The organism is Alistipes shahii WAL 8301 (assembly GCF_025145845.1).
In the GTDB taxonomy this organism is placed as follows: domain Bacteria; phylum Bacteroidota; class Bacteroidia; order Bacteroidales; family Rikenellaceae; genus Alistipes; species Alistipes shahii.
Genome location: NZ_CP102253.1, coordinates 1,565,718 through 1,586,263 on the forward strand (window position 1 = coordinate 1,565,718; position 20,546 = coordinate 1,586,263).

The following is a 20,546-nucleotide window of genomic DNA, read 5'->3' on the forward strand; positions in this document are numbered from 1 at the left end:
CTCAAAGCTCTATCGCCTTGCATTTGAGGCCCATCTGCCGGATCTTTTCCAGCGTACGGGGAAGTGCGTAACGCATGTTGCGGAAGGCCTTTTCGCTGTCGTGGAACACCACGATGGCGCCCGGCGCGAGGTGTTTCGTGACGTTCTTCAGGCAGGTGCGGGGCGACAGGCGGCGGTTGTAGTCGCGCGAGATGATGTCCCACATCACCAGTTTGTAACGCTGGCCCAGGAAACGCGCCTGCGCCGGGGTGATGCGCGCATAGGGCGGACGAAACAGTTCACTGTGGATCAGATCGTTGGCAAAATCGACATCCTCCGTATAGCGTTCGAGGCTCATGCCCCATCCCTTCTGGTGCGAATAGGTGTGGTTGCCCACCTTGTGCCCGGCGTCGAGAATGCGCTTGTAGAGGTCGGGATACATCTCGACGTTCTTGCCCAGCACGAAGAAGGTCGCTTTGGCATCGTACTTGTCCAGCGTCGAAAGAATCCACTCCGTGACGCCCGGCGTGGGACCGTCGTCGAAAGTCAGGAACACGCCGTCCTCGTCGTCGATCTCCCAGATCAGGTCCGGCATCAGGCGCCGGACTATTTTTGGCGGTTTCAAACGCATAACGCGGCAAAAATAGTGAAATTCCGCGCCATTTGGAAAAATATACGTATATTTGTGATAAAGACAACTCGAATCGACCGACTATGAAAACGCTTTTCCGGATAACGATCGCAGCGCTGATCGTCGCGACGGCAGCAGGCTGCGACGCCTTCAAGACCCTGAACAATTCGAAAAAAAGTGCACAGGGAAAACCCTACGAACTGATCGTGGTATGTCCCCAGGCGGAGTGGACGGGCGAGGTCGGAGATTCGCTGCGCGCGATCTTCACCGCCCCGGTGCCCTATCTGAACCAGATCGAGCCGATCTTCGACGTGTTGCGCGTCACCGAACGCGGCTTCACGGGCATGGTCGCCGATCACCGCAACATTCTCAAGATTCTGGTCGATCCGGAGCTGAAGGAGACCACGACCGCCGTGCAGTACGACGTGACGTCCGATCCGCAGATCGTGATGACGCTGCAAGGCCCCAGCGACGGAGCGCTGGTGAAATACCTCGCGGAAAACCGGGAGAACCTCGTCTATGCGCTCGAAAAGGCCGAACGCGACCGCGCCGTGAAGGCCAACGAGACCTATGGCAACCCCGGCATCGAGTCGGCCATTCTCAAAACGTTCGGCGTGGAGATGAAGGTTCCGAAGGGCTACACGCTGGCCGCACAGAAACCCGACTTCATCTGGGCGCGCAACGAGTACCCGACCGCCAGTCAGGGATTCTTCATCTACTCCTACCCCTACGAAGGCAAGCAGTCGCTCACGGAAGAGGCGCTGGTAGCCGCACGCAACAAGTACGCGGCGCAGATTCCCGGCCCGTCGGAGGGTTCGTACATGATCACTTCGGACGCTTTCGCCCCCGACTACCGCCTGTTCCGCATGGAGGGACGCCTGTGGTGCGAACTCCGCGGATTCTGGGACGTGCACGGCGACTTCATGGGAGGCCCGTTCGTCAGCTATACGACCGTGGACACGGCCACCAACCGCGTCTTCACGCTCGACTGCTACGTCTACGCCCCCGATCTGAACAAACCCCGCAAGCGCAACTACATGCGGGGACTCGAACACCTGCTCTACTCGGTGCGTTTCCCCAGGCAGTAACCCCCGCTTCCGGCGCGCAACGCCCAACCGCGCGATGAGAAGAAACCGACGGATATGCAGCAGATACTGACATATGCCTTTCTTGTAATCTACACGGTCACGATCCTCGGCATCGTCCTGGTCATCATCACCGACAACCGGAACCCGCTGAAGACCCTGCCGTGGATCATCGTGCTGGTGTTCGCCCCGGTCGTGGGGCTGGTCTTCTACTTTTTCTTCGGACAGAACCTCTCCAAGCAGCGCATCATCTCGCGCCGCACGCGCAAACGCATCACCATGCAGCTCGAAGAGGCTCTCGACGACGGACGGCCCGACATCCCGGACGAGCACCTCCCGCTGGCCCGGCTGCTCGCCGCGACGATCCACTCCGTGCCGCTCTACGGCAGCCGCATCACGCCCTACACCGACGGCAAGTCGAAGATGGAGGCGCTGCTTGCGGAGATCGCCCGGGCGAAGCACCACATCCACATCCAGTATTACATCTTCTGCGACGACACGACGGGCTGCCGCCTGCGCGACGCGCTGGTCGCGAAAGCCCGGCAAGGGGTCGAGGTGCGCATCCTCTACGACGACGTGGGGTGCAGCGGCGTGAAAAAGTCCTTTTTCGAGGGGATGCGCCGCGAGGGAATCGAGGCGTTCGCGTTCCTGCACGTCAAGTTCCCGCTTTTCACCAGCAAGGTCAACTACCGCAACCACCGCAAAATAGCCGTCATCGACGGCTGCGTCGGCTTCATCGGCGGCATGAACATCGCCGACCGCTACGTCCGCGGCACGGAGTGGGGATCGTGGCGCGACACCCACTTCCGGATCGAGGGCAGCGGCGCGGCGGGGTTGCAGGCGTCGTTCCTGAGCGACTGGTCGGCGACCACGAAGCGGCACATCGCAGGCGCGGAGTACTACCCCGCGGCGGAACGCCTTACGGACGACATCCTGCAGATCGTGCCGAGCGGACCGTTCGGCAAGTGGCGGGCACTGTTGCAGGCCGACAGTTACGCCGTCTCGAACGCCCGGAAGCGAATCTGGATACAGACCCCCTACTACCTCCCGTCCGACGTGCTGAACTCGGCCCTGCAAGTGGCGGCGCTGGCCGGCATCGACGTAAGGCTGATGCTCCCGGCGCGCTCCGACTCGAAGGTCGTGGACCTGGCGTCGCACTCCTATCTCGACGACATGATGAAGGCCGGGGTGAAGATTCTCTTCTACAAACCCGGCTTCCTACACTCCAAACTGCTGATCATCGACGACTCCCTGACCGTCATCGGCTCGGCGAACATGGATTTCCGCAGCTTCGAACACAATTTCGAGGTCAACGCCTTTGTCTACGACAGAGAGTTCACGGCCCGCATGGCCGGGGTATTCGAAGACGACGCCTCGCGCTGTCATGCCCTGACGCCCGGAGAATGGTTCAACCGCCCGCGGCCGCGCCGCTGGGCGGAGTCGCTGATGCGGGTGTTCTCGCCGCTGCTGTAATCCCGCCTAAAAGGCGGAGGGGGGGGGTGATTTTAGACCGGCAAGTTTTGTGCATCGTAAGACGCGGGGCGGACAGGTAGTACCGACATACGTCCCGTTCGCCCCGCGTGAGGGATGTGCGGAAATTGCCGCATAAAATCGAACCCTAAATGTCGACGATGCCGTTGCGGATGGCATAGACCACCAGCGACGCGGTGTTCTTGCAGCCGGTTTTTTCGAGGATGTTGGCGCGGTGCTTGTCGACCGTGCGCTTCGAGATGAAAAGTTCGTCGGCGATCTCCTGATTCGACAGCCCCCGGCAGACGGCCACCAGGATTTCACGTTCGCGCGACGACAGCTGTTCGTCCGCGGCGTCTTCCCGCGTGCGCATGCGTCCCGTGAGCGACGAGAGCAGCTGCGGCGAAAAATAGCTGCCGCCCGCAGCCACCGTCTCGACAGCCTCGATCACGTCGCCGATGTCGGAATCCTTCAGCAAAAAGCCCCGCGCTCCGGCTTCGACCATGCGCGAATAGTAACTCTCCTCGCCGAACATCGAGAGCGTGATGATTTTGAGGTCGGGACGCTGCGCCAGCGCCCGCTCGGTCGTCTGCGCCCCGTCCAGCCCCGGCATGGCGAAATCCATGAACACGACATCGGCGTCGACGCCGCCGAGCATCGCCAGAAACTCCTCGCCGCTGGCCGCCTCGCCGACCACGCGGCACGCCGCACAGCGTTCGAGCAGCCCCCGCAGGCCGTTGCGGAAAAGCGAATGGTCGTCGACCAGGATGATCTTGTACGGTTCCATTATCGGCGGCGGCGTTTGCGGTTGTGGTTGCGGTTCAGCGGCGCAGGCTCCTCCTGCGTATTGACGCGGATGGCGGCGCGCATGCCCTTGCCCTTGGCCGAGGCGATGTCGAACGTGCCGCCCAGCGAGTTGATGCGCGACGCGATGTTCGAAAGCCCCATGCCGCAGTCCATCATCGCCTGCGGATTGAACCCGCGGCCGTTGTCGGTATAGTCGAGCGTCAGCTCCGAGCCGTTCTGCGACAGCGAAAGGTTGATCGCCGAGCAGGCGGCGTGCTTGAGCGAGTTGTTGATCAGTTCGCAGATCACGCGATAGAGAATCACCTCGATGTCGGTGTCGTAACGTTCCGAACGGAGGTTCGTCGTGAAACGGATCTTCACGTCGTGCATCGCAGCGCTCTTGTCGATGAAGTTCTGCACGCCCCGCGCCAGCCCGAAATCGTTGAGCACGTGGGGCGAAAGGTTGTTCGAAATCTCGCGCAGCGAGCGGATCGCCTCGTCGATCACATAGGTCGTATTGTCGATGATCTCGCGCTGCTCGGCGTCGTGCTCCTCACGCGCGAGGGCCGTAAGCGACATTTTGGCCGAAGAGAGCAGCGGCCCGAGACCGTCGTGCAGCTCCTTCGAGAAACGCGACCGGGCCTTCTCCTCGGTGCGGAGCACGGCCGTGAGGATACGCTTGTTGAGCAGCGACCGCTGACGGTTCAGACGGTTGATGTATTTGAACAGCTTGTGGGCGTACATCACGCCGATCGACAGGCAGACCGAGATCACGATCCCCAGATAACCGAACCACCAGCGGGGAATGATCTCGAAGCCCGATACGAGAAGCAGCTGGATGAGGCGTTCGACCGACAGCAGCGAAAAGCCCACGATGAAAAGAATCCACACCGAATTGTATTTGGTGGTGCGCACCAACCGCAGGGCATAGCCCGTGGCGACGCATTGGATGACGATGGCTATGACTAACAGGATCTTGATCAGCATAAGCGGACATTTTTTGACAAAAATAATTAAAAATTAAGAATTAAGCATTAAAAATGCCGCCTTCGGACTGCTCTCCGCCGATTTTCCGGTCCGGCGCCCCTCTCCGGTCACTTCAAGACCTTCGTCAGATTCTTCAGCTGGCGGTAATCCGTCAGATCGACCTGCACGGGAACCACCGCCACGTACTTGTTGGCCAGCGCCCATTCGTCGGTGTCGGTGGCTTCAGGCTCGCCGTTGACGAATTCGCCCGTGAGCCAGAAATACTCCCGGCCCCGGGGGTCTTCGTGGCGGTAGAACTCTTCGCGCCAGAAACCGCGGTTCTGGCGGCAGAGTTTCATTCCCTTGAGTTCCCCGACGCTGCCGACCGGAACGTTCACGTTCAGGCACAGCGGCAGTTCGACCTCCGCGGCGAAGATGTCGCCGACGATCCGCCGGCCGTAGACCACCGCAGCGGCGAAATCGGCGTCGGCCCCGTGGTCGTCGAGCGACAGCCCGACGGCCGGACAGCCGTAGAAGCTGCCTTCGATGGCGGCGCCCATCGTCCCGGAGTAGAGGACGTTGACGGCCGAGTTGGAGCCGTGGTTCACGCCCGAGATCACCATGTCCACGCGCTCGTCGCGCAGCAGGTAGTCGAAGGCCATTTTGACGCAGTCGACCGGCGTTCCCGAGAACGCGTAAACCGCAACGCCCTCCTCCTCGCGGATGCGGCGCAGGTAAAGCGGATTGTACATCGTGATGGCTTGGCTCATGCCGCTCTGCGTCGTCTCGGGAGCCACGACCACCACGCGGCCGAAGGCCCGGGCGACCTCTATGGCGGCCTCCATGCCTTTCGAATCGTATCCGTCGTCGTTGGTTACGAGTATCAGTCTTTCATTCATCTTTCCAATCGTTTTCCCGCAAAGATACGAATAATATCGCGCTTTTTTCATGCAATAGTTGCACCGTTCGGAAAATTCTTCCTATATTTGCAGTCCCTTTCGGGCGTATATCAACCTCTTCCATTGGGCGCTACGGCAGATGCGGACGGGTACGGCGGGCGGAAAGCGAATGCTTCAGACGCAGCGAAAACCAATTCGCGGGATTACAGGCAAAGGACCTGTATGGTAGCCCCGGCGCAGCGGGAATGTCGAATGCGAAACACAAAAATTGTTGCAACAATGAACAAAGACGCAATCATCAAGCTCGTCAACGAGCAGATGTGGCCCAAGACGGACGCCGACGTGCCGTCGTTCAAGGCCGGTGACACGATCACCGTCTCCTACAAGATCGTCGAGGGAAACAAGGAGCGCGTGCAGAGCTTCCGCGGTGTGGTTATCCAGATCAAAGGCTCGGGCAAGACCAAGATGTTCACGATCCGCAAGATTTCGAACGGCGTGGGCGTGGAGCGTATCTTCCCCCTCTACTCGCCTCACATCGACAAGATCGAGGTCAACAAGATCGGTGTCGTACGCCGCGCACGCATCTACTACCTGCGCGACCTGACCGGCAAGAAGGCCCGCATCAAGGAGAAGCGCATGACCCGCACGGAGAAGAAATAATCCCGCGGTCGGAAAGAGAAAACAGGATGTCTGAAAAGGCATCCTGTTTTTTTGCGTCCGAAAGAAGCGCGGAACCGACCGGAGACGTCAGAGAACGATGCCGCCGGTCTTTTCAGCGCATCGTATTCAGCCTGGAGCCGGGCCAAAGCCGCCTCGTTGCAGCGTTCGACCAGACCGTGCAGGGCTGCGACCTCCTCCGGAGCGAGTCCCAGGCTGGCGACGATTTCGGGCGTCAGCCGGGATGGTTCTGTAAGGGGCAGAACGAAAACTCCAAAAGGGATAAAAGAGATGAAACGATTGTAAAGTAGATAGTTAGGATAGAACGGCCAAATTTTAGCTGCGTAATTTACCGTAATTTCAGTGCAGGAATTTCAAGGCGAAACGCCCCAATTCAATGCGTAACCGCAATATTCAGTGGTAATTCACCACAAAGACGAGCCCGCACGACCATTTAAACGTGGTTTGTGCGGGCTTTATAGTATAATGACCGATCTGTCCCCTATTTGAGCGAGTTCAGACGCAGCGACGCCTTGATAAAAGCAAGCGCCCGGATGCGGTTGATGTGTATCTCCATCGGTTTGTGGTGCTCGTTATAGCTGACCAGCACGATGTGATCAGGTATATCGGATTTTTGCAGGTATTTCACCGAAACGTACTCGTCTCCGTCAATGTCGAACGAAATCAGATACATTTCACCCCATATAATGCTGTGCATGATGTCATGTACCTGCTTGTAAAACACGATGTCTCCGCTTTTCAGCAGCGGGTACATCGAATCCCCTACGATACGCAGTCCTCCGTCGCATTTGGGGATCAGTGTCGTCTCCATGACCCGACGATCGACTGGCTGTATTGGTCTGCAAACAGCGGAACAAGACCAGCGACGGCCTCCATGTCATATATAGGTATCTGCTGGCGGTCAATCAAACGATCGGTTCGCAACTTGAAAACCTTATCTACGGCAACATCGGCGACATTCTTCTCGAAACTCTCTTCGCCTGTCGGGTATTCAGTAAAAGGTGACGTTTTTTGGAGTTTTGGTAAGCAAAATTTCTCCTTCTCCAGTCAACAGCCAAATAGGATTTACATCGTTATAATATGAGAGAAATCTCAATAGATTTTCTTCGGAGATACCATTAGGTATCTGCTGACGATCAATCAGGCGATCGGTTCGCAGTTTGAAAACCTTATCTACAGCAACATCGGCGACATTCTTCTCGAAACTCTCTTCGCCTGTCGGGTATTCAGTAAAAGGTGACGTTTTTTGGAGTTTTGGTAAGCAAAATTTCTCCCCGACCTGTTAGCAACCAATCTGCATTCAACGAATGCTATCTACGCCTTTCGGGTATTCTGTATTTGATAAGGAATTTTGGTAAGTAAAATTTCTCCTTAAAGCATGGCGTTTTTGGGAGTTTTCGTTTGCCATGCTTTTCGCCATGCTCTTTGCTATGTTTTGAAAACATGGCGTTTTTCGGAGTTTTGGTATTGTTTTTTGGTGATTCGATAGTCTGTATTTGTAGGCGCTTTTTGGAGTTTTCGTTTGCCTACATTTAGGCCTACAATTTTGCCTACGTTTAAATTGTAGGCGTTTTTTGGAGTTTTGGTATTGATTTTTTGCTGGCTGATATTCTGTATTTGACCACGTTTTTCGGAATTTTCGTTTGTGGTCAAAATAGTGGCCCTTTTCATTGACCACGTTTTCCGGAGTTTTGGAATAGAAAATAATACCGCCCGCCGAAATGATCGACGGGCGGCAACTGTTCGGGTTTCGCAGTCTTCAGGGAACAGGTCAGGACACCTTTCTAACCCGGTGCTGCGCGGGTGTTCTGCGTGCCCTGCGGGGGTTCTTCATCCTCTCGGCCTTTCGCGCTTCCATATCCGCCCTGCGTTCGGCTTTTAACCGCTTGATATAAGCGCTATAATCAGGGTCCCGGCGCAACCAGGACAGATATGTGATATATCCGACATGAAACATATCATAAATATAATTGTTCCATACCCACCGATGATTCCGATCCTGCCGCCCCGGTTCATAGTGCGCTTTTGTCACCTCTACGGCCTGTTTTATCTTTTCGAGGTAGTTCTTATTGTTGTATGCCATAATATACGAAATTTAGCGGGTTTAAAGGCCCTTTAAACGGATGCGCTGACAATCGCGCCGATGCCCTTGCCGCGGATCGGTAATGCTACGAACCGTTTGTCGAAACCTACGATCGTCACACGCTCTTTGGGGTCGTTCTCCGTGGCGTACATGTGAATATCTCCGTCGGCTTTCATCACCTCCTTTGCGTAGAACGCGAACGAGGCGAACCTGTCTCCCTCGGCCGCTGCCGCTCCGAATGCGACCTTTTTCAGCACGCCGTCCATCATGCGGTACGTCGGCATGCGCGAGAAAGCGTAACAGCCGAACCCGGCGAATTTCAGCGGCTCGCCGTCTTTGATGCTCGTCAGATCCTTGAAGAGTTTGAGGTCTTCGAGCAGCAGGTCGGAAACGTGCTTCGGATGCAACACGAGATAACGTTCATCGAGCGGTACGTCCACATCGTCGAAACGCTCTTTCAGCGCGAGGATGTCCGCAAACCGCAACCGCTTGCGGCCCGTGATGCTTTCGCCCGTCGTGATAATTACGGGAGTGTTTTCGGTATCTTCCGCCGGGGCATAAGCGTGCGCGGCTTTCGTCGCCACACTTGCCCGGAGCGTCGAACGGTGCTGGCCGATAACGCTTTCGAGTTTGTCGTAGCTGTACTCCAGCGCTTCGGGGCGGCGGACGATGGTGTTTTCGGTCTCGAACTTGTCGAGCCGGATTTCGTTGTCCTCGTCATCACGCCCGATCACCGAGATAGGATAGGTCGTATTATTGACCAAAACCTTCGGGTCGATACCCGCCGACGCGATGTGCAGGCGGTTGTGATCCACGAACTGCGAATAGTCCGTCGCCTTTTGCAGGAAACTGTCGTCGGGGTAGAAACCCTCTTTTACCTGGTCTATCCAGACCTCTCTGTTTAATGCCATAAATATTGTATTTGTAATTGATTGTTCGTTACTTGTTTTTACGTTCGCGGGCAAGCAACCGCTCGTATTGGTCGGGATGTTGTGCCAGATACTCGGGGTTATGTTTGCGGTAATAGGCCAGGTTATGATACGGTTCCTGTTCTTCCCCGTATTCTTTCTCCCGCAGGCGGGCGTATAACTCCGGATCATCGCTCAATGCCTGCGGATCGTATTTGCGGTATTCTTTCAGTCCCCAGTTGGCCCGGTTGGTCATGTCGTTGCGGTTCGGGCCGAAGAAAGCCGCAAACGACACCTTTTCGGGCATGACTTCGAGGACCTCCTTCAGAGCCTTGACACCCAACTGTTTGCCGATATGCTCGAATACACACGGTCAGGCATACCGAATTTACCGAGGTTGACGGCTTGTTTCAACTCTTTGTCTATATCCACCGCCGCGGCCTGCTCCTTGTCCTGCATGAACTTGCGGAATGCCGATTTGTCGGTCCGTGCCATGTGTTTCAGGAGCATGAGCTGCGACGATTCGACATACCCCAGCCGCAGGGCCTTTTCCGTGTCGGGTTCCGCCGGGCCTGCATTACCGGATAGGGCTGTTACGGTTTCTATGATCACCCCATCCGTCGCTGTTGCAGGCAGTTTCAGCACCTCGATCAGTTGCGTACGCAGGTCTTTGTCCCCGTCTGCCGATTCTTTAAGGCTCAATACGATAAGCCCCCTTTTGTCGAACAGTTTGACGGCGTTCCGATTGGACGGGATATCGACGATCGACACCTCGGTCAGTTCGCAGTCCGTTACGGTGTCTACGCCGTCGATCCTCTCGTAATTGAGAACAGACAGGCCGATAGACGCCGAGCGCAGAAAGCCGCCGTCTACACGCTCTTTAACCTCTTTTCCGAGCGGGTTATTTTCGTCGAATACGGCGTCGGCAATCAATTGCGAACCCTCGGTCCGGATGTTGTCCCAGCGGCCTATAACGCCTTTTTCCCGTGCGTGCATGTAGAGCATCACGGGATCCTTTTTAAAACGTTCCGTGCGGATGCCCTTTGTCTGAATAACAAAGCCGTCCGCATTGACGCTTTCGTCGGAGATGATAAATGTGTATGTCATGTAAAAGTATTTGGATAGCACAAATATCCTTCATATATGCGCCATGGCAAAAAATTGTTTATAACCTATATACAAATTATTTTCAACCCTTGGCAATCCGATTTTTTGATAAACTTTGTATTTTATTCCGTCTCTTTTACTATATTTGCATATCCTAAATCTTATAAGTCATGCCTTTTGCAAAAACAAATCACAGAATTATAGCCACTTATGGTGTGGGTAGTGGAAACGCCCCAGCGCTTTCTTATAAGAGCGTAGGACACCTTAGAGTGGCTTTTTTTCATTTCCTAAATCTTATAAGCTATGTTTACCTATCAACGAGATGCCGCACAAGTTGCGCAGTTTGCTAATCAGTACAATTTCGACGAACTGGTCGCATGTCTAACCGACTACCTCGATCCGAAAGCGGCCGCTAAACATTTAAAACTGATTTATTTCACACTTACAGAGTATATTTTGAGCGACACTGAAAATATGGGCCGTTCGGATGTCGCGGAAGCTATGGTTACTCTGCGGTGGTTGCACGAAGCGATAGAAACAATGACAAATGGCGATGAGCGTGCTATTAAAATTGTTCCTTACCATATTCCCGTTGTAAAATGGTGTGACTAACCCCAATTTATTGCAAGTATAACGAACTTGCAATGACATTCCAAACAAAGACCCTTTAAACTCGGTTTAAAGGGTCTTTTATTTTTGCCACTTTTTTGTCGATATTTCAAGGCTGAACTTTGAAATTTCCTGTTTTTGGACTGGAATTTTCGAAATGCCCGATATAGTTCCGCCCCACCGTGATGAACGGAGCGGAAAGCGTTCCGGCGCTTTTGACCGCAAAGATGCCGGCTGGCGCTCGAACGAGTGCGGCGCGGACGGGCAGTACCGGAGTACGTCCCATTCGCGCCGCACGAGAGCAAGAGCAAAAACGCCCTCTAAAATCGGGAATTAATCCTCTACGGGAATATCCTTGTTGACATTCTTCGAACCTACGAGCGCATAGAAGAGCATGTAGGCCAGACCGGCGATGATCACCCAGTAGCTCGACAGGTAGTTGGAGATGTCGGCCACATAGCCCTGGATCAGCGGAAGGATACCGCCGCCGCAAACCATCACCATGAAGATACCCGAACCCATGGAGGTGTATTTGCCGAGTCCCTCGACGGCGAGGTTGAAGATGCCGCCCCACATCACCGACGTGCAGAGACCGCACAGCGTGAGGAACATGACGCCGATAGGAACCTCGATCATGGCGAAGCCCGTACCCGTGAACACCGGCATGCGGCCCATCGTGTCGATCGGAGCGAAGATGCCCAGCAGCACGAAGACCAGCGCCACGACGGAAACCGCCGTCAGCTGCGCCTTACTCGAGACCTTGCCGCCGATGACGCCGCCGATCAGACGGCCGCACATCATTAGGAACCAGTAAGTGCCCACGAGCGAACCGGCCGCAGCAGCAGCCATTCCGATACCGGGGGTCGCCGCGTCGGGCGTGGAGGTCAGGAACAGGTTCATAAAGTTGGGAATGCCCACCTCGACACCTACATAGATAAAGATGGCCACCGTACCCAGCACGAAGTGACGGAACGACATGGCGCTGTGCTTGTCCTTCTTCTCGCTCTTGGCGTCCTGGATCGCGAAGGGTTCGGGAATGCGGACCGCCGCCAGCACGAAGAACACCACGGCGAAGATGCCCATGGCGATCCACAGCGCGGGAGCCGCGTCGCTGATCGTCGCATTGGCCGCGTTACCCATCAGGTAACCCACGAGGATCGGAACGATGGTCGCCGAAATCGAGTTGAGCGAGCCGCCGAACTGGATCAGCTGGTTACCCTTCTTGCCGCCTCCGCCCAGCGTGTTGAGCATCGGGTTCACGACCGTGTTCAGCATACACATCGAGAAGCCCGAAACGAAAGCGCCGATCAGATAGACCGGGAAGCTGCCCGCAATGCCCGAAAGGTACTGGATGCCCACGCCGACGAAACCGACGGCCACGGCGGCAAGCGCCGTCTTCTTATAGCCGATGCGCTTGAGCATCATGCCCGCCGGAATGCCCATCACGGCATAGGCGATGAAGTTGGCGAAGTTGCCCAGCTGGGACATCCAGTTCGCCACGGCGAACTGATTCTTCACGATGACGCCCAGCGGATTCGAAAGTCCCGTCACGAAGGAGATCATTGCAAAGAGCAAGAACATCATGACGATGGGCAAGGTGTAATTTTTCTTTTGTTCCATAAAATCTATCAATGTTTAGGTTAATAAGTTTCGGGGGGGGGTCATCGGTCCCGTTCGGCGATGTAGGCGCAGAGGTTGACCAGCGCCGAACGGTATTCGGAATCGGGATAGTCGGAGAGCATCTCCACGGCGCGGGCGATGTAGCCCTGCATCACCTCGGCGGCGAAAGAGAGGCCGCCCTCGTTCTCGACCGTGGAGCGCAGGTACTCGACCTCCTCGTCGCTCTCGTGACAGCGGGAGAGCCGTTCGAGCAGCTCCCTGCGGCGGGAATCCGAAGCGCGGTCGAGCACAGACAGCAGCGGCAGGGTGATTTTCCCTTCGCGCAGGTCGTTGTTGGCGGGTTTGCCCGTGTGGGCCGTCGGGGTATAGTCGAGAATGTCGTCCTGAATCTGGAAGGCCATGCCCACGGCTTCGCCGAAACGCCGCATCGTGGCCACCCGGTCGCGCGTGGCGCCCACGGCCAGCGCCCCGGCCGACGCGCTGACGCCCAGAAGGCTCGCGGTTTTCTTATAGATGATGTCAAGATAGGCCTGGCGGGTCATCGTGCTGTTGGCGGCGCACTCGTCCTGCAGGACCTCGCCCTCGCACAGCGCGGCCATCGACCCGCAGACGTGCGTAACGAGGTCGAACTGCCCGCTCTGCAAGCCTATGTTCATGTTTTTGGCAAGGATGTAATCACCCAGGATCACGGCTTTGTGCGACTGCCAGCGGGCGTTGGCCGAGGGTTTGCCGCGGCGCATGTCGGCCTCGTCGATCACGTCGTCGTGGATCAGCGACGCGACGTGGATCATTTCGACCAGCATGGCGGCCAGACAGGCCCTGCGGCCCGCGGCGGCCCCTTTCACCGGGGCGTTCATCGCCGCCGAAAGCATGACGAGCATGGGACGGATGCCTTTGCCGCGCGCCGAAAGGGCGTAACGCAGCATATCGGAGAGCAGCTCCCCCTCGGCCGTGAACTGGCGGTCTACGAATTCGTCGAGGGCCTCCAGTTCCGCAGTCACGGGTTTGCGGATGTCATCGAGTGTAATCATATCCGCAAAGATAGTCATTTTTCGCAATGAAGACACGGACTGTCAATGTTTTTTCGTACCTTTGGCAATCGGTTAAGACACGCTGGAATGGATTTTTCGAACACTATAAGATCAAAACTGCTGCCGGCCCTGGCGGCCTTCGCACTCTTTTTCGTGGTGAGCGCCGCCTATTTCGCCCCGCAGTTCCGGGGCGAAGCGCTGCCCCAGCACGACGTCATCCAATACGAAGGCATGGCCAAGGATATCAGCGACATGCGCGCCGCGACGGGCGAAGACCCGCAGTGGACGGGCGGCATGTTCGGCGGCATGCCGGCCTACCTGATCAACGTGGCCTATCCGGCCCAGCTGGTGAAGCGGACCGTCGGACAGGTCGTGAAGATCATCGACACGCCCGCCGGATTCCTGTTTTTCGCCATGGTCTCGATGTGGCTCATGCTGCTGATCGTCGGGATCAACCCGTGGGTGGGCATCGTCGCGGCGCTGGCCTACGGGCTTTCGACCTACTTCCTGCTGATCATCGGCGCGGGGCACGTCACGAAAATGTGGGCGCTGGTCTACGCCCCGCTGATGATGGGCGGCGCGTGGATGACCCTGCGGGGCAACGTCTGGTGCGGCGCGGCGCTCACGGGGCTTGCGGCGTCGCTCGAAATCGGCGCCAACCACCCGCAGATCACCTATTATTTCCTCGTGGCGATGGCCGCATTCTGGATCAGCGAAGGAATCCTTTCTTTTAGGGAGGGACGTCTGCGCGATTTTTCCCTGCGCACCGCGGCGCTCGTCGCGGCGGGCATCCTGGCCGTAGGATCGAATTTCTCGCCCCTGTGGTACACGGCCCGCCACTCGAAGGAGACCATCCGCGGCGGATCGGAGCTTGCCGCGACGGCCGAAACCTCGAAAAACGGCCTCGCACTCGACTATGCGACGGCGTGGAGCTACGGCAAGGCCGAAACCCTCAACCTGCTCGTACCCGACTTCATGGGCCGCGAATCGGGCACGACCTTCCCGGCCGACGGACAGACGGCGGCCGTGCTGAACGACTACGGTCTGCGCGGCGCGGCGCAGCAGCTCTCGGCCTACTGGGGCACGCAGCCCTACACGGGCGGCCCGACCTATCTGGGCGCCGCGGCGGTGTTCCTCGCCGCGCTGGGCATCGCGCTGGCCCGGGGGCGCAACAAATGGTGGATCATCGCCGCATGCGTCGTGATGATTCTGCTGGCCTGGGGCCGCAACCTGATGGGGTTCACCGAATTCGCGTTCAAATACCTGCCCGGATACAATAAATTCCGCACCGTCTCGATGACGCTCGTCGTCGTGCAATGGGCCGTGCCGCTGCTGGGGGCGCTGGCCCTGATGCGGCTCTGGAAGGGGGAGATTCCCCGCGAACGGCTGCTGCGCGCGCTGGCATGGGCTGCGGGAATCACCGGGGGAGCGTGTCTGCTGCTGGCCGTCGCCGGAGGATCGCTCTTCGACTTCGGACGCGCCGAAAGCGCGGACTATATGACCGATACGTTCCGTCACATCTTCGAAAGCAACAACATGCGGTCGTACATCGACCGCGGAATGGACATCGAATGGGCCGAAGCGACGGCCGACGCGATGGCCGCCGACCGCGCGGCGATGATGCGGGCCGACGCATGGCGTTCGCTCGTGATGATCCTGCTGGCGGCGGGCGGCGTGGCGCTGTTCGCCCTGCGCCGGATCAACCGATACGTACTGACGGGCCTGCTCGCGGGCGTGATGCTGCTGGACCTCGTGCCGGTCGACCTGCGGTTCCTCTCGTCGGAGAATTTCGTCTCGCCGCGCCGCAACCAGGTGACGGCCTCGGCGGCCGACAAGGCGATCATGCAGGACAAGGACCCGGGCTACCGGGTGCTGAACCTCACGGTCAGCCCCTTCAACGACGCCACGACCTCCTATTTCCACCGCTCGGTGGGCGGTTACCACGGGGCGAAGCTGGCCCGCTACCAGGATCTGATCGACCGTTACCTTTCCAACGCCGACGACGGAGTGCTCGACATGCTCAACACGCGCTACCTGATCGTTCCGGGCAAGGAGGGGCAGCCCGAAGCGCAGTGCCGCACGACGGCCTTCGGAGCGGCGTGGTTCGTCGACAGCGTCATCTACGCCCCCTCGGCGCAGGCGGAAATCGACCTGCTGGGCAAGACGGACCTCCGCACGACAGCGGTGGTGTCGGGGCAGAATCCGGCGAAGAGCGCATCGCGGCCCATGCCCCTCGGCATCTACGCCTCCGCCCGGATCGAGCTCACGGAGTACCGCCCGAACTACCTCAAATACGAATACACGCTCCCCGAAGAGGCGGTGGCGGTGTTCTCGGAGATTTTTTACGACCAGGGCTGGAAGGCCTATGTCGACGGCGAGGAAAGCCCCTACTTCCGGGCCGACTACGTCCTGCGGGCGATGACGCTGCCCGCCGGCACGCACACCGTCGAATGGCGGTTCCGCGCACCGGGCTGGACGGCCGTCGAAGGCGTGACGCTCGCGGCGTCGCTCGCGATCCTGCTGGGAGCCGTCGCGGCGCTGGCCTATTGTTTTAGAAAAAGAACGGAAAAAGAGAAATAAAAAGGGCGACCCGCGCAAACCCGTTTGTCGTCAGCGTGCGTAAAATTTCGGGTTTCGCGCAGGGGTTGCGGATCGGACACAGCCGGCCTATTTCCGATTCGCGGCAACAAGGGAAGCCCGAAATTTGCCATTATCACGACAAACGCCATGAAAGACGATAAAAGACTGAAGCGAAAGGTCCGCAACTCCTACATCGTGTCGACGGTGAGCATCACGCTCGTGCTGTTCCTGCTGGGATCGGTGGGTTACCTGATGGTCGCGGCGCTGAAGGTCGCCGACACGCTCCAGGAGAGCATCGCCGTCACCGTGGAGTTGAAGAACGGGCTTTCGGAGGCGCAGAAAGAGACCATCAGCAAACGCCTGACCGCCGAGGAGATGGTCGCGACGATCGCCTACTCCGCCAAGGAGGAGAAAGCCGAGGAGGAGGAGTTCCGCAAGATGTTCGGCAGTTCGTTCGAGGAGATCCTGCCGGAGAACCCGCTGCTGGATTCGTTCGAACTCACGCTCACGTCGGCATCCTCCGACAAGGAGCTGCTCGACTCGTTCATCGCCGCCGCCGGACGCATCGAAGGCGTCGACCGCGTGTCGTACCCGGCGCTGATGGCCGAGCGGCTGCACGCCACGGTGAACAAGATACGCCTCGTGCTGCTGCTCTTCGGCGGCGCGCTGCTGGTCATTTCGCTGATCCTGCTGAGCAACACCATCCGGCTGGCGATCTTTTCGAAACGCTACCTGATCAACACGATGAAGCTGGTCGGGGCCACCAAGTGGTTCATCATGCGGCCCTTTCTCGGAAGCAGCCTCACGCAGGGAATCCTGGCCGGCACGGCCGCCTCGGCCTTGTTCGGTCTGGCCGTCTACGGACTGAACGAGGCGGTTCCCGAACTGATGACCATTGCCGAAGCCGGCAAAATCGCCATCATCCTCGGCTCGATGATTGCGGGCGGCATCATCATCTCGGGGCTTTTCACCTTTGCGGCCCTCAACAAATTCATCAACATGAAGTCGAACAAGATATACCTTTATTAAATGAAAAACGAACAGAAGAACGCGCAGGACCCCGTACCGGAAAATCCCCGCATGCCCCTTACGCGGCGCAACTACGTCCTGCTGGCGATCGGTTTCGCGGTCATCCTCCTAGGCTTCGTCCTGATGGCCGGCGGAGGCAGCGACTCGCCCGACGAATTCAACTACGCGATGTTCTCGTGGAGGCGCATCACGCTGGCCCCGATCCTCGTGATCGGCGGCTTCGTCATCGAGATCTATGCGATCATGCGACGTTACAAGTAATTCCCGGCCCGTTGCGGAACGCCGTCCCGGCGGGGAGACCCGCCCGGCAACGGCCGGCGGACCGGAACAGCCGACAACTCAAGACCCTTTCTAAAAAATAAATGGACACACTGCAAGCTATCCTGCTCGGCATCGTGCAGGGCATCACCGAATTCCTGCCCGTTTCAAGCAGCGGTCATCTCCAGATCGCCAAGGAGGTGCTGGGCGTACAACTCGAAGAAAACCTCACGTTCGACGTGGCGCTCCACGCCGCCACGGTGTTGAGCACGATCGTCGTGCTGTGGAGCGAAGTCTGGCGCCTCCTGAAAGGACTGTTCTCGCGCCGGTTCAACGAAGAGCAGGCCTACGTACTGAAACTCGTCCTCTCGATGATCCCCATCGGCATCGTCGGGTTCCTGCTCAAGGACCGGATCAACGACCTGCTCAACGCACCCTACATCCTCGCCGTCGTGGGCGCGATGCTCCTCGTGACGGCCGCGCTGCTGGCCTTCGCCTACTACGCCAAGCCGCGGCAGAAGGAGACGATCTCCTACCGCGACGCCCTGATCATCGGACTGGCACAGGCATGCGCCGCCATGCCGGGACTTTCGCGGTCGGGTTCGACCATCGCCACAGGCCTGCTGCTGGGCAACAAGAAAGCCGCCGTGGCGCAGTTCTCGTTCCTGATGGTGCTGGCTCCGATCCTGGGCGAGACCCTGCTCCAGGCGACAAGCGGCGATCTGACCGCCGGTATCGCCGCAGGGCCGCTCATCGCCGGATTCCTCGCATCGTTCATCACGGGATGTCTGGCCTGCAAATTCATGATCGAGGTCGTGAAGCGGGGCAAACTCATCTGGTTCGCCGTCTACTGCACCGTTGCGGGACTGGTGTCGATCACAAGCTATTTCTGCTGATGAAAGAAGCACTGGACCTCCGCGGCATCAATTTCGAGGACGGATACATCGCCGTCGTGGACAAGCCCCTGCGCTGGACCTCGACCGACGTGGTGCGCAAAATCAAATTCGCGCTCCGCAGGCTGGGTTACCGCAAAATCAAGGTCGGACACGCCGGGACGCTCGACCCGCTGGCCACGGGCATCCTGCTGGTCTGCATCGGCCGCGCCACCAAACTCGTCGACGCCCTGCAAGCCGAGGAGAAGGAGTATGTGGCCGACGTGATGCTGGGCGCCACGACCCCGAGCCACGATCTGGAACACGAGATAGACCGGACCTACCCGTGGGAGCACATCACGCGGGAAGCGGTCGCCGAAGCCCTCGCCTCGCTCACCGGCGAGCGGCTCCAAACCCCGCCCGTCTACTCGGCCAAGAAGATCGACGGCACACGGGCCTACGAACTGGCCCGCGCCGGCGAGGAGGTCGCCGTACGCCAGGCGCTGATCAACATTTACGAAATGGAGATCGTGGAATACGACCTGCCGCGGGTGCGTATCCGCGTGCGTTGCAGCAAGGGAACCTACATCCGCTCGCTGGCCCACGAGATCGGACAGGCGCTCCGCAGCGGGGCGCACCTCACCTCGCTGCGCCGCACGCGCAGCGGCGGCTTCACGCTCGAAAAATCCTATGAGCTGGACGAATTTCTTGAAAATCTGCAAAAACTTGAAACAAAATAGACTTTTTTGCGTATAAAAAATAATCTGTCTTTGTTTTCCGGAACCTTTCCGGCAGGCGGGGCAGAGGCAAAACCGCGTTTCAGGCCCCGCCGAACGCAGAAAATGTCGAACCACATTACGTAAAAAAGAGCGTTCATCTATGAAATTATCGCAGTACGGGTATGACTTTTCACCCGAAATGCTGGCCAAATACCCGGCCGACAATCGCGACGAGTCGCGTCTGATGGTCATCAACCGCGCCAAAGGCACTATCGAGCACCGTATCTTCAAGGACATCATCGAGTATTTCGACGAAAAGGACCTGTTCGTCTTCAACGACACGAAGGTTTTCCCGGCACGCCTCTACGGCAACAAGGAGAAGACCGGCGCCGAAATCGAAATCTTCCTGCTGCGGGAACTCAACCGCGAACTGCGGCTGTGGGACGTGCTGGTGGACCCCGCGCGCAAAATCCGTATCGGCAACAAACTCTACTTCGGCGACGACGACCTGCTGGTGGCCGAGGTGATCGACAACACCACCTCGCGCGGCCGCACGCTGCGCTTCCTGTTCGACGGCTCCTACGAGGAGTTCAAGCATGCGCTCTTCGCGCTGGGCGAAACGCCTCTGCCGAAGTGGGTACGCGAGAAGGTCGAACCCGAGGACGCCGAGCGTTACCAGACCATCTTCGCCGAGAAGGAGGGCGCCGTGGCTGCCCCGACGGCCGGCATGCACTTCTCGAAACACCTGATGAAGCGCATGGAGATCAAGGGCATCGACAAGACGTTCGTGACGCTGCACGTCGGGCTGGGAAACTTCCGCACGGTGGACGTCGAGGACCTCTCGAAGCACAAGATGGACTCCGAGCAGTTCTTCGTCGAGGAGGCCGCCGCCGAAGCGGTCAACGCGGCCAAACGGCAGGAGCGCAAGGTCGTGGCGATCGGCACGACGGTGATGCGCACGATCGAAACCGCCGTATCGACCAACGGCATGATCAAACCCATGGAAGGCTGGACCAACAAGTTCATTTTCGCCCCCTACGAATTCACCGTGGCCGACGCCATGGTGACCAACCTCCATCTGCCCTACTCGACCCAGCTGATGATGGTGGCGGCTTTCGGCGGTTACGAAACCGTGATGAACGCCTACAAGGTAGCCAAGGAAGAGGGGTATCGTTTCGGCACTTACGGAGACGCGATGCTCATTCTTTAATTTTTTTTCACTACCTTTGCAGATAT

22 protein-coding genes are annotated in these 20,546 nt (G+C 58.1%); 10 read left to right on the forward strand and 12 right to left on the reverse strand.

Annotated elements, in window-relative coordinates:
- Position 1: 1 nt before the first annotated feature.
- Positions 2-574 carry a polysaccharide deacetylase family protein gene (locus NQ492_RS06850; RefSeq protein WP_015547026.1) on the reverse strand — a complete coding sequence of 191 codons (573 nt, stop codon included), beginning with the start codon at positions 572-574 and terminating at the stop codon, positions 2-4.
- A gap of 119 nt (positions 575-693) precedes the next feature.
- Here NQ492_RS06850 and NQ492_RS06855 point away from each other — a divergent pair, with 119 nt between their 5' ends.
- Positions 694-1,698, forward strand: a complete 1,005-nt coding sequence (locus NQ492_RS06855) for a DUF4837 family protein (RefSeq protein WP_015547025.1) — start codon at positions 694-696, stop codon at positions 1,696-1,698.
- Between the two features lie 54 nt (positions 1,699-1,752).
- Positions 1,753-3,168 (forward strand): cardiolipin synthase, encoded by a 1,416-nt coding sequence (gene cls / locus NQ492_RS06860; RefSeq protein WP_015547024.1) that lies wholly within the window; start codon positions 1,753-1,755, stop codon positions 3,166-3,168.
- Between the two features lie 145 nt (positions 3,169-3,313).
- Here the strand turns inward: cls and NQ492_RS06865 are convergent, their stop codons facing one another.
- The 3 genes from NQ492_RS06865 to surE form a co-directional block, all read right to left on the reverse strand.
- Positions 3,314-3,952, reverse strand: coding sequence for a response regulator (locus tag NQ492_RS06865; protein WP_015547023.1), 639 nt, complete (start codon positions 3,950-3,952; stop codon positions 3,314-3,316).
- Positions 3,952-4,938, reverse strand: a complete 987-nt coding sequence (locus NQ492_RS06870) for a sensor histidine kinase (RefSeq protein WP_015547022.1) — start codon at positions 4,936-4,938, stop codon at positions 3,952-3,954. The genes NQ492_RS06865 and NQ492_RS06870 overlap by 1 nt, the downstream gene beginning before the upstream one ends.
- A gap of 107 nt (positions 4,939-5,045) precedes the next feature.
- Positions 5,046-5,816 (reverse strand): 5'/3'-nucleotidase SurE, encoded by a 771-nt coding sequence (surE, locus tag NQ492_RS06875; RefSeq protein WP_044054297.1) that lies wholly within the window; start codon positions 5,814-5,816, stop codon positions 5,046-5,048.
- A gap of 279 nt (positions 5,817-6,095) precedes the next feature.
- Between surE and rplS the strand changes: the two genes are divergently transcribed.
- The gene (gene rplS, locus NQ492_RS06880; RefSeq protein ID WP_015547020.1) at positions 6,096-6,476 is read left to right on the forward strand and encodes a 50S ribosomal protein L19; all 381 of its coding nucleotides are present in this window, start codon (positions 6,096-6,098) and stop codon (positions 6,474-6,476) included.
- Positions 6,477-6,975: 499 nt separating this feature from the next.
- Here rplS and NQ492_RS06885 read toward each other — a convergent pair whose 3' ends face one another.
- From NQ492_RS06885 to NQ492_RS06910, 6 genes are all read right to left on the reverse strand, one after another.
- Positions 6,976-7,305, reverse strand: coding sequence for a S24 family peptidase (locus NQ492_RS06885; RefSeq protein WP_015547018.1), 330 nt, complete (start codon positions 7,303-7,305; stop codon positions 6,976-6,978).
- A gap of 617 nt (positions 7,306-7,922) precedes the next feature.
- On the reverse strand, positions 7,923-8,165 hold the full coding sequence (locus tag NQ492_RS06890; RefSeq protein ID WP_044054295.1) for a hypothetical protein: 243 nt from the start codon (positions 8,163-8,165) through the stop codon (positions 7,923-7,925).
- A 100-nt stretch (positions 8,166-8,265) separates the two neighbouring features.
- A complete protein-coding gene (locus NQ492_RS06895) occupies positions 8,266-8,577 on the reverse strand; it encodes a hypothetical protein (protein WP_015547017.1) in 312 nt (103 codons plus the stop codon).
- 32 nt (positions 8,578-8,609) lie between these two features.
- Positions 8,610-9,488 (reverse strand): hypothetical protein, encoded by an 879-nt coding sequence (locus NQ492_RS06900; RefSeq protein WP_015547016.1) that lies wholly within the window; start codon positions 9,486-9,488, stop codon positions 8,610-8,612.
- A gap of 28 nt (positions 9,489-9,516) precedes the next feature.
- The gene (locus NQ492_RS06905; RefSeq protein ID WP_022062665.1) at positions 9,517-9,828 is read right to left on the reverse strand and encodes a hypothetical protein; all 312 of its coding nucleotides are present in this window, start codon (positions 9,826-9,828) and stop codon (positions 9,517-9,519) included.
- The gene (locus tag NQ492_RS06910) at positions 9,810-10,592 is read right to left on the reverse strand and encodes an HK97 family phage prohead protease (protein ID WP_015547015.1); all 783 of its coding nucleotides are present in this window, start codon (positions 10,590-10,592) and stop codon (positions 9,810-9,812) included. Before NQ492_RS06910 ends, NQ492_RS06905 begins: the two co-directional genes overlap by 19 nt.
- A 303-nt stretch (positions 10,593-10,895) precedes the next feature.
- Between NQ492_RS06910 and NQ492_RS06915 the strand changes: the two genes are divergently transcribed.
- Positions 10,896-11,204 (forward strand): hypothetical protein, encoded by a 309-nt coding sequence (locus tag NQ492_RS06915; protein WP_015547014.1) that lies wholly within the window; start codon positions 10,896-10,898, stop codon positions 11,202-11,204.
- Positions 11,205-11,534: 330 nt separating this feature from the next.
- Here the strand turns inward: NQ492_RS06915 and NQ492_RS06920 are convergent, their stop codons facing one another.
- On the reverse strand, positions 11,535-12,821 hold the full coding sequence (locus NQ492_RS06920; protein ID WP_015547013.1) for an MFS transporter: 1,287 nt from the start codon (positions 12,819-12,821) through the stop codon (positions 11,535-11,537).
- Positions 12,822-12,862: 41 nt separating this feature from the next.
- Positions 12,863-13,852, reverse strand: a complete 990-nt coding sequence (locus NQ492_RS06925) for a polyprenyl synthetase family protein (RefSeq protein WP_015547012.1) — start codon at positions 13,850-13,852, stop codon at positions 12,863-12,865.
- Positions 13,853-13,939: 87 nt separating this feature from the next.
- Between NQ492_RS06925 and NQ492_RS06930 the strand changes: the two genes are divergently transcribed.
- The 6 genes from NQ492_RS06930 (at position 13,940) to queA (ending at position 20,520) form a co-directional block, all read left to right on the forward strand.
- Positions 13,940-16,432 (forward strand): YfhO family protein, encoded by a 2,493-nt coding sequence (locus NQ492_RS06930; RefSeq protein ID WP_015547011.1) that lies wholly within the window; start codon positions 13,940-13,942, stop codon positions 16,430-16,432.
- 147 nt (positions 16,433-16,579) lie between these two features.
- Complete coding sequence (locus tag NQ492_RS06935) at positions 16,580-17,461, forward strand: cell division protein FtsX (RefSeq protein ID WP_015547010.1); 882 nt, start codon at positions 16,580-16,582, stop codon at positions 17,459-17,461.
- A complete protein-coding gene (locus NQ492_RS06940; RefSeq protein WP_015547009.1) occupies positions 17,462-17,722 on the forward strand; it encodes a DUF3098 domain-containing protein in 261 nt (86 codons plus the stop codon).
- A 101-nt stretch (positions 17,723-17,823) separates the two neighbouring features.
- Positions 17,824-18,615: an undecaprenyl-diphosphate phosphatase gene (locus tag NQ492_RS06945; protein ID WP_015547008.1), complete on the forward strand. Its 792-nt coding sequence runs from the start codon at positions 17,824-17,826 to the stop codon at positions 18,613-18,615.
- Positions 18,615-19,331 (forward strand): tRNA pseudouridine(55) synthase TruB, encoded by a 717-nt coding sequence (truB, locus tag NQ492_RS06950; RefSeq protein ID WP_015547007.1) that lies wholly within the window; start codon positions 18,615-18,617, stop codon positions 19,329-19,331. Before NQ492_RS06945 ends, truB begins: the two co-directional genes overlap by 1 nt.
- 139 nt (positions 19,332-19,470) lie before the next feature.
- Complete coding sequence (gene queA, locus NQ492_RS06955) at positions 19,471-20,520, forward strand: tRNA preQ1(34) S-adenosylmethionine ribosyltransferase-isomerase QueA (RefSeq protein WP_022062659.1); 1,050 nt, start codon at positions 19,471-19,473, stop codon at positions 20,518-20,520.
- The last annotated feature ends 26 nt before the right edge of the window (positions 20,521-20,546 follow it).

Bases quoted from the DNA above. Each gene is read 5' to 3' on its own strand.
- NQ492_RS06850 (WP_015547026.1), bottom strand. From the start codon at position 574: ATGCCGGACCTGATCTGGGAGATCGACGACGAGGACGGCGTGTTCCTG.
- NQ492_RS06855 (WP_015547025.1), top strand. From the start codon at position 694: ATGAAAACGCTTTTCCGGATAACGATCGCAGCGCTGATCGTCGCGACG.
- cls (WP_015547024.1), top strand. From the start codon at position 1,753: ATGCAGCAGATACTGACATATGCCTTTCTTGTAATCTACACGGTCACG.
- NQ492_RS06865 (WP_015547023.1), bottom strand. From the start codon at position 3,952: ATGGAACCGTACAAGATCATCCTGGTCGACGACCATTCGCTTTTCCGC.
- NQ492_RS06870 (WP_015547022.1), bottom strand. From the start codon at position 4,938: ATGCTGATCAAGATCCTGTTAGTCATAGCCATCGTCATCCAATGCGTC.
- surE (WP_044054297.1), bottom strand. From the start codon at position 5,816: ATGAATGAAAGACTGATACTCGTAACCAACGACGACGGATACGATTCG.
- rplS (WP_015547020.1), top strand. From the start codon at position 6,096: ATGAACAAAGACGCAATCATCAAGCTCGTCAACGAGCAGATGTGGCCC.
- NQ492_RS06885 (WP_015547018.1), bottom strand. From the start codon at position 7,305: ATGGAGACGACACTGATCCCCAAATGCGACGGAGGACTGCGTATCGTA.
- NQ492_RS06890 (WP_044054295.1), bottom strand. From the start codon at position 8,165: ATGAAAAGGGCCACTATTTTGACCACAAACGAAAATTCCGAAAAACGT.
- NQ492_RS06895 (WP_015547017.1), bottom strand. From the start codon at position 8,577: ATGGCATACAACAATAAGAACTACCTCGAAAAGATAAAACAGGCCGTA.
- NQ492_RS06900 (WP_015547016.1), bottom strand. From the start codon at position 9,488: ATGGCATTAAACAGAGAGGTCTGGATAGACCAGGTAAAAGAGGGTTTC.
- NQ492_RS06910 (WP_015547015.1), bottom strand. From the start codon at position 10,592: ATGACATACACATTTATCATCTCCGACGAAAGCGTCAATGCGGACGGC.
- NQ492_RS06915 (WP_015547014.1), top strand. From the start codon at position 10,896: ATGTTTACCTATCAACGAGATGCCGCACAAGTTGCGCAGTTTGCTAAT.
- NQ492_RS06920 (WP_015547013.1), bottom strand. From the start codon at position 12,821: ATGGAACAAAAGAAAAATTACACCTTGCCCATCGTCATGATGTTCTTG.
- NQ492_RS06925 (WP_015547012.1), bottom strand. From the start codon at position 13,852: ATGATTACACTCGATGACATCCGCAAACCCGTGACTGCGGAACTGGAG.
- NQ492_RS06930 (WP_015547011.1), top strand. From the start codon at position 13,940: ATGGATTTTTCGAACACTATAAGATCAAAACTGCTGCCGGCCCTGGCG.
- NQ492_RS06935 (WP_015547010.1), top strand. From the start codon at position 16,580: ATGAAAGACGATAAAAGACTGAAGCGAAAGGTCCGCAACTCCTACATC.
- NQ492_RS06940 (WP_015547009.1), top strand. From the start codon at position 17,462: ATGAAAAACGAACAGAAGAACGCGCAGGACCCCGTACCGGAAAATCCC.
- NQ492_RS06945 (WP_015547008.1), top strand. From the start codon at position 17,824: ATGGACACACTGCAAGCTATCCTGCTCGGCATCGTGCAGGGCATCACC.
- truB (WP_015547007.1), top strand. From the start codon at position 18,615: ATGAAAGAAGCACTGGACCTCCGCGGCATCAATTTCGAGGACGGATAC.
- queA (WP_022062659.1), top strand. From the start codon at position 19,471: ATGAAATTATCGCAGTACGGGTATGACTTTTCACCCGAAATGCTGGCC.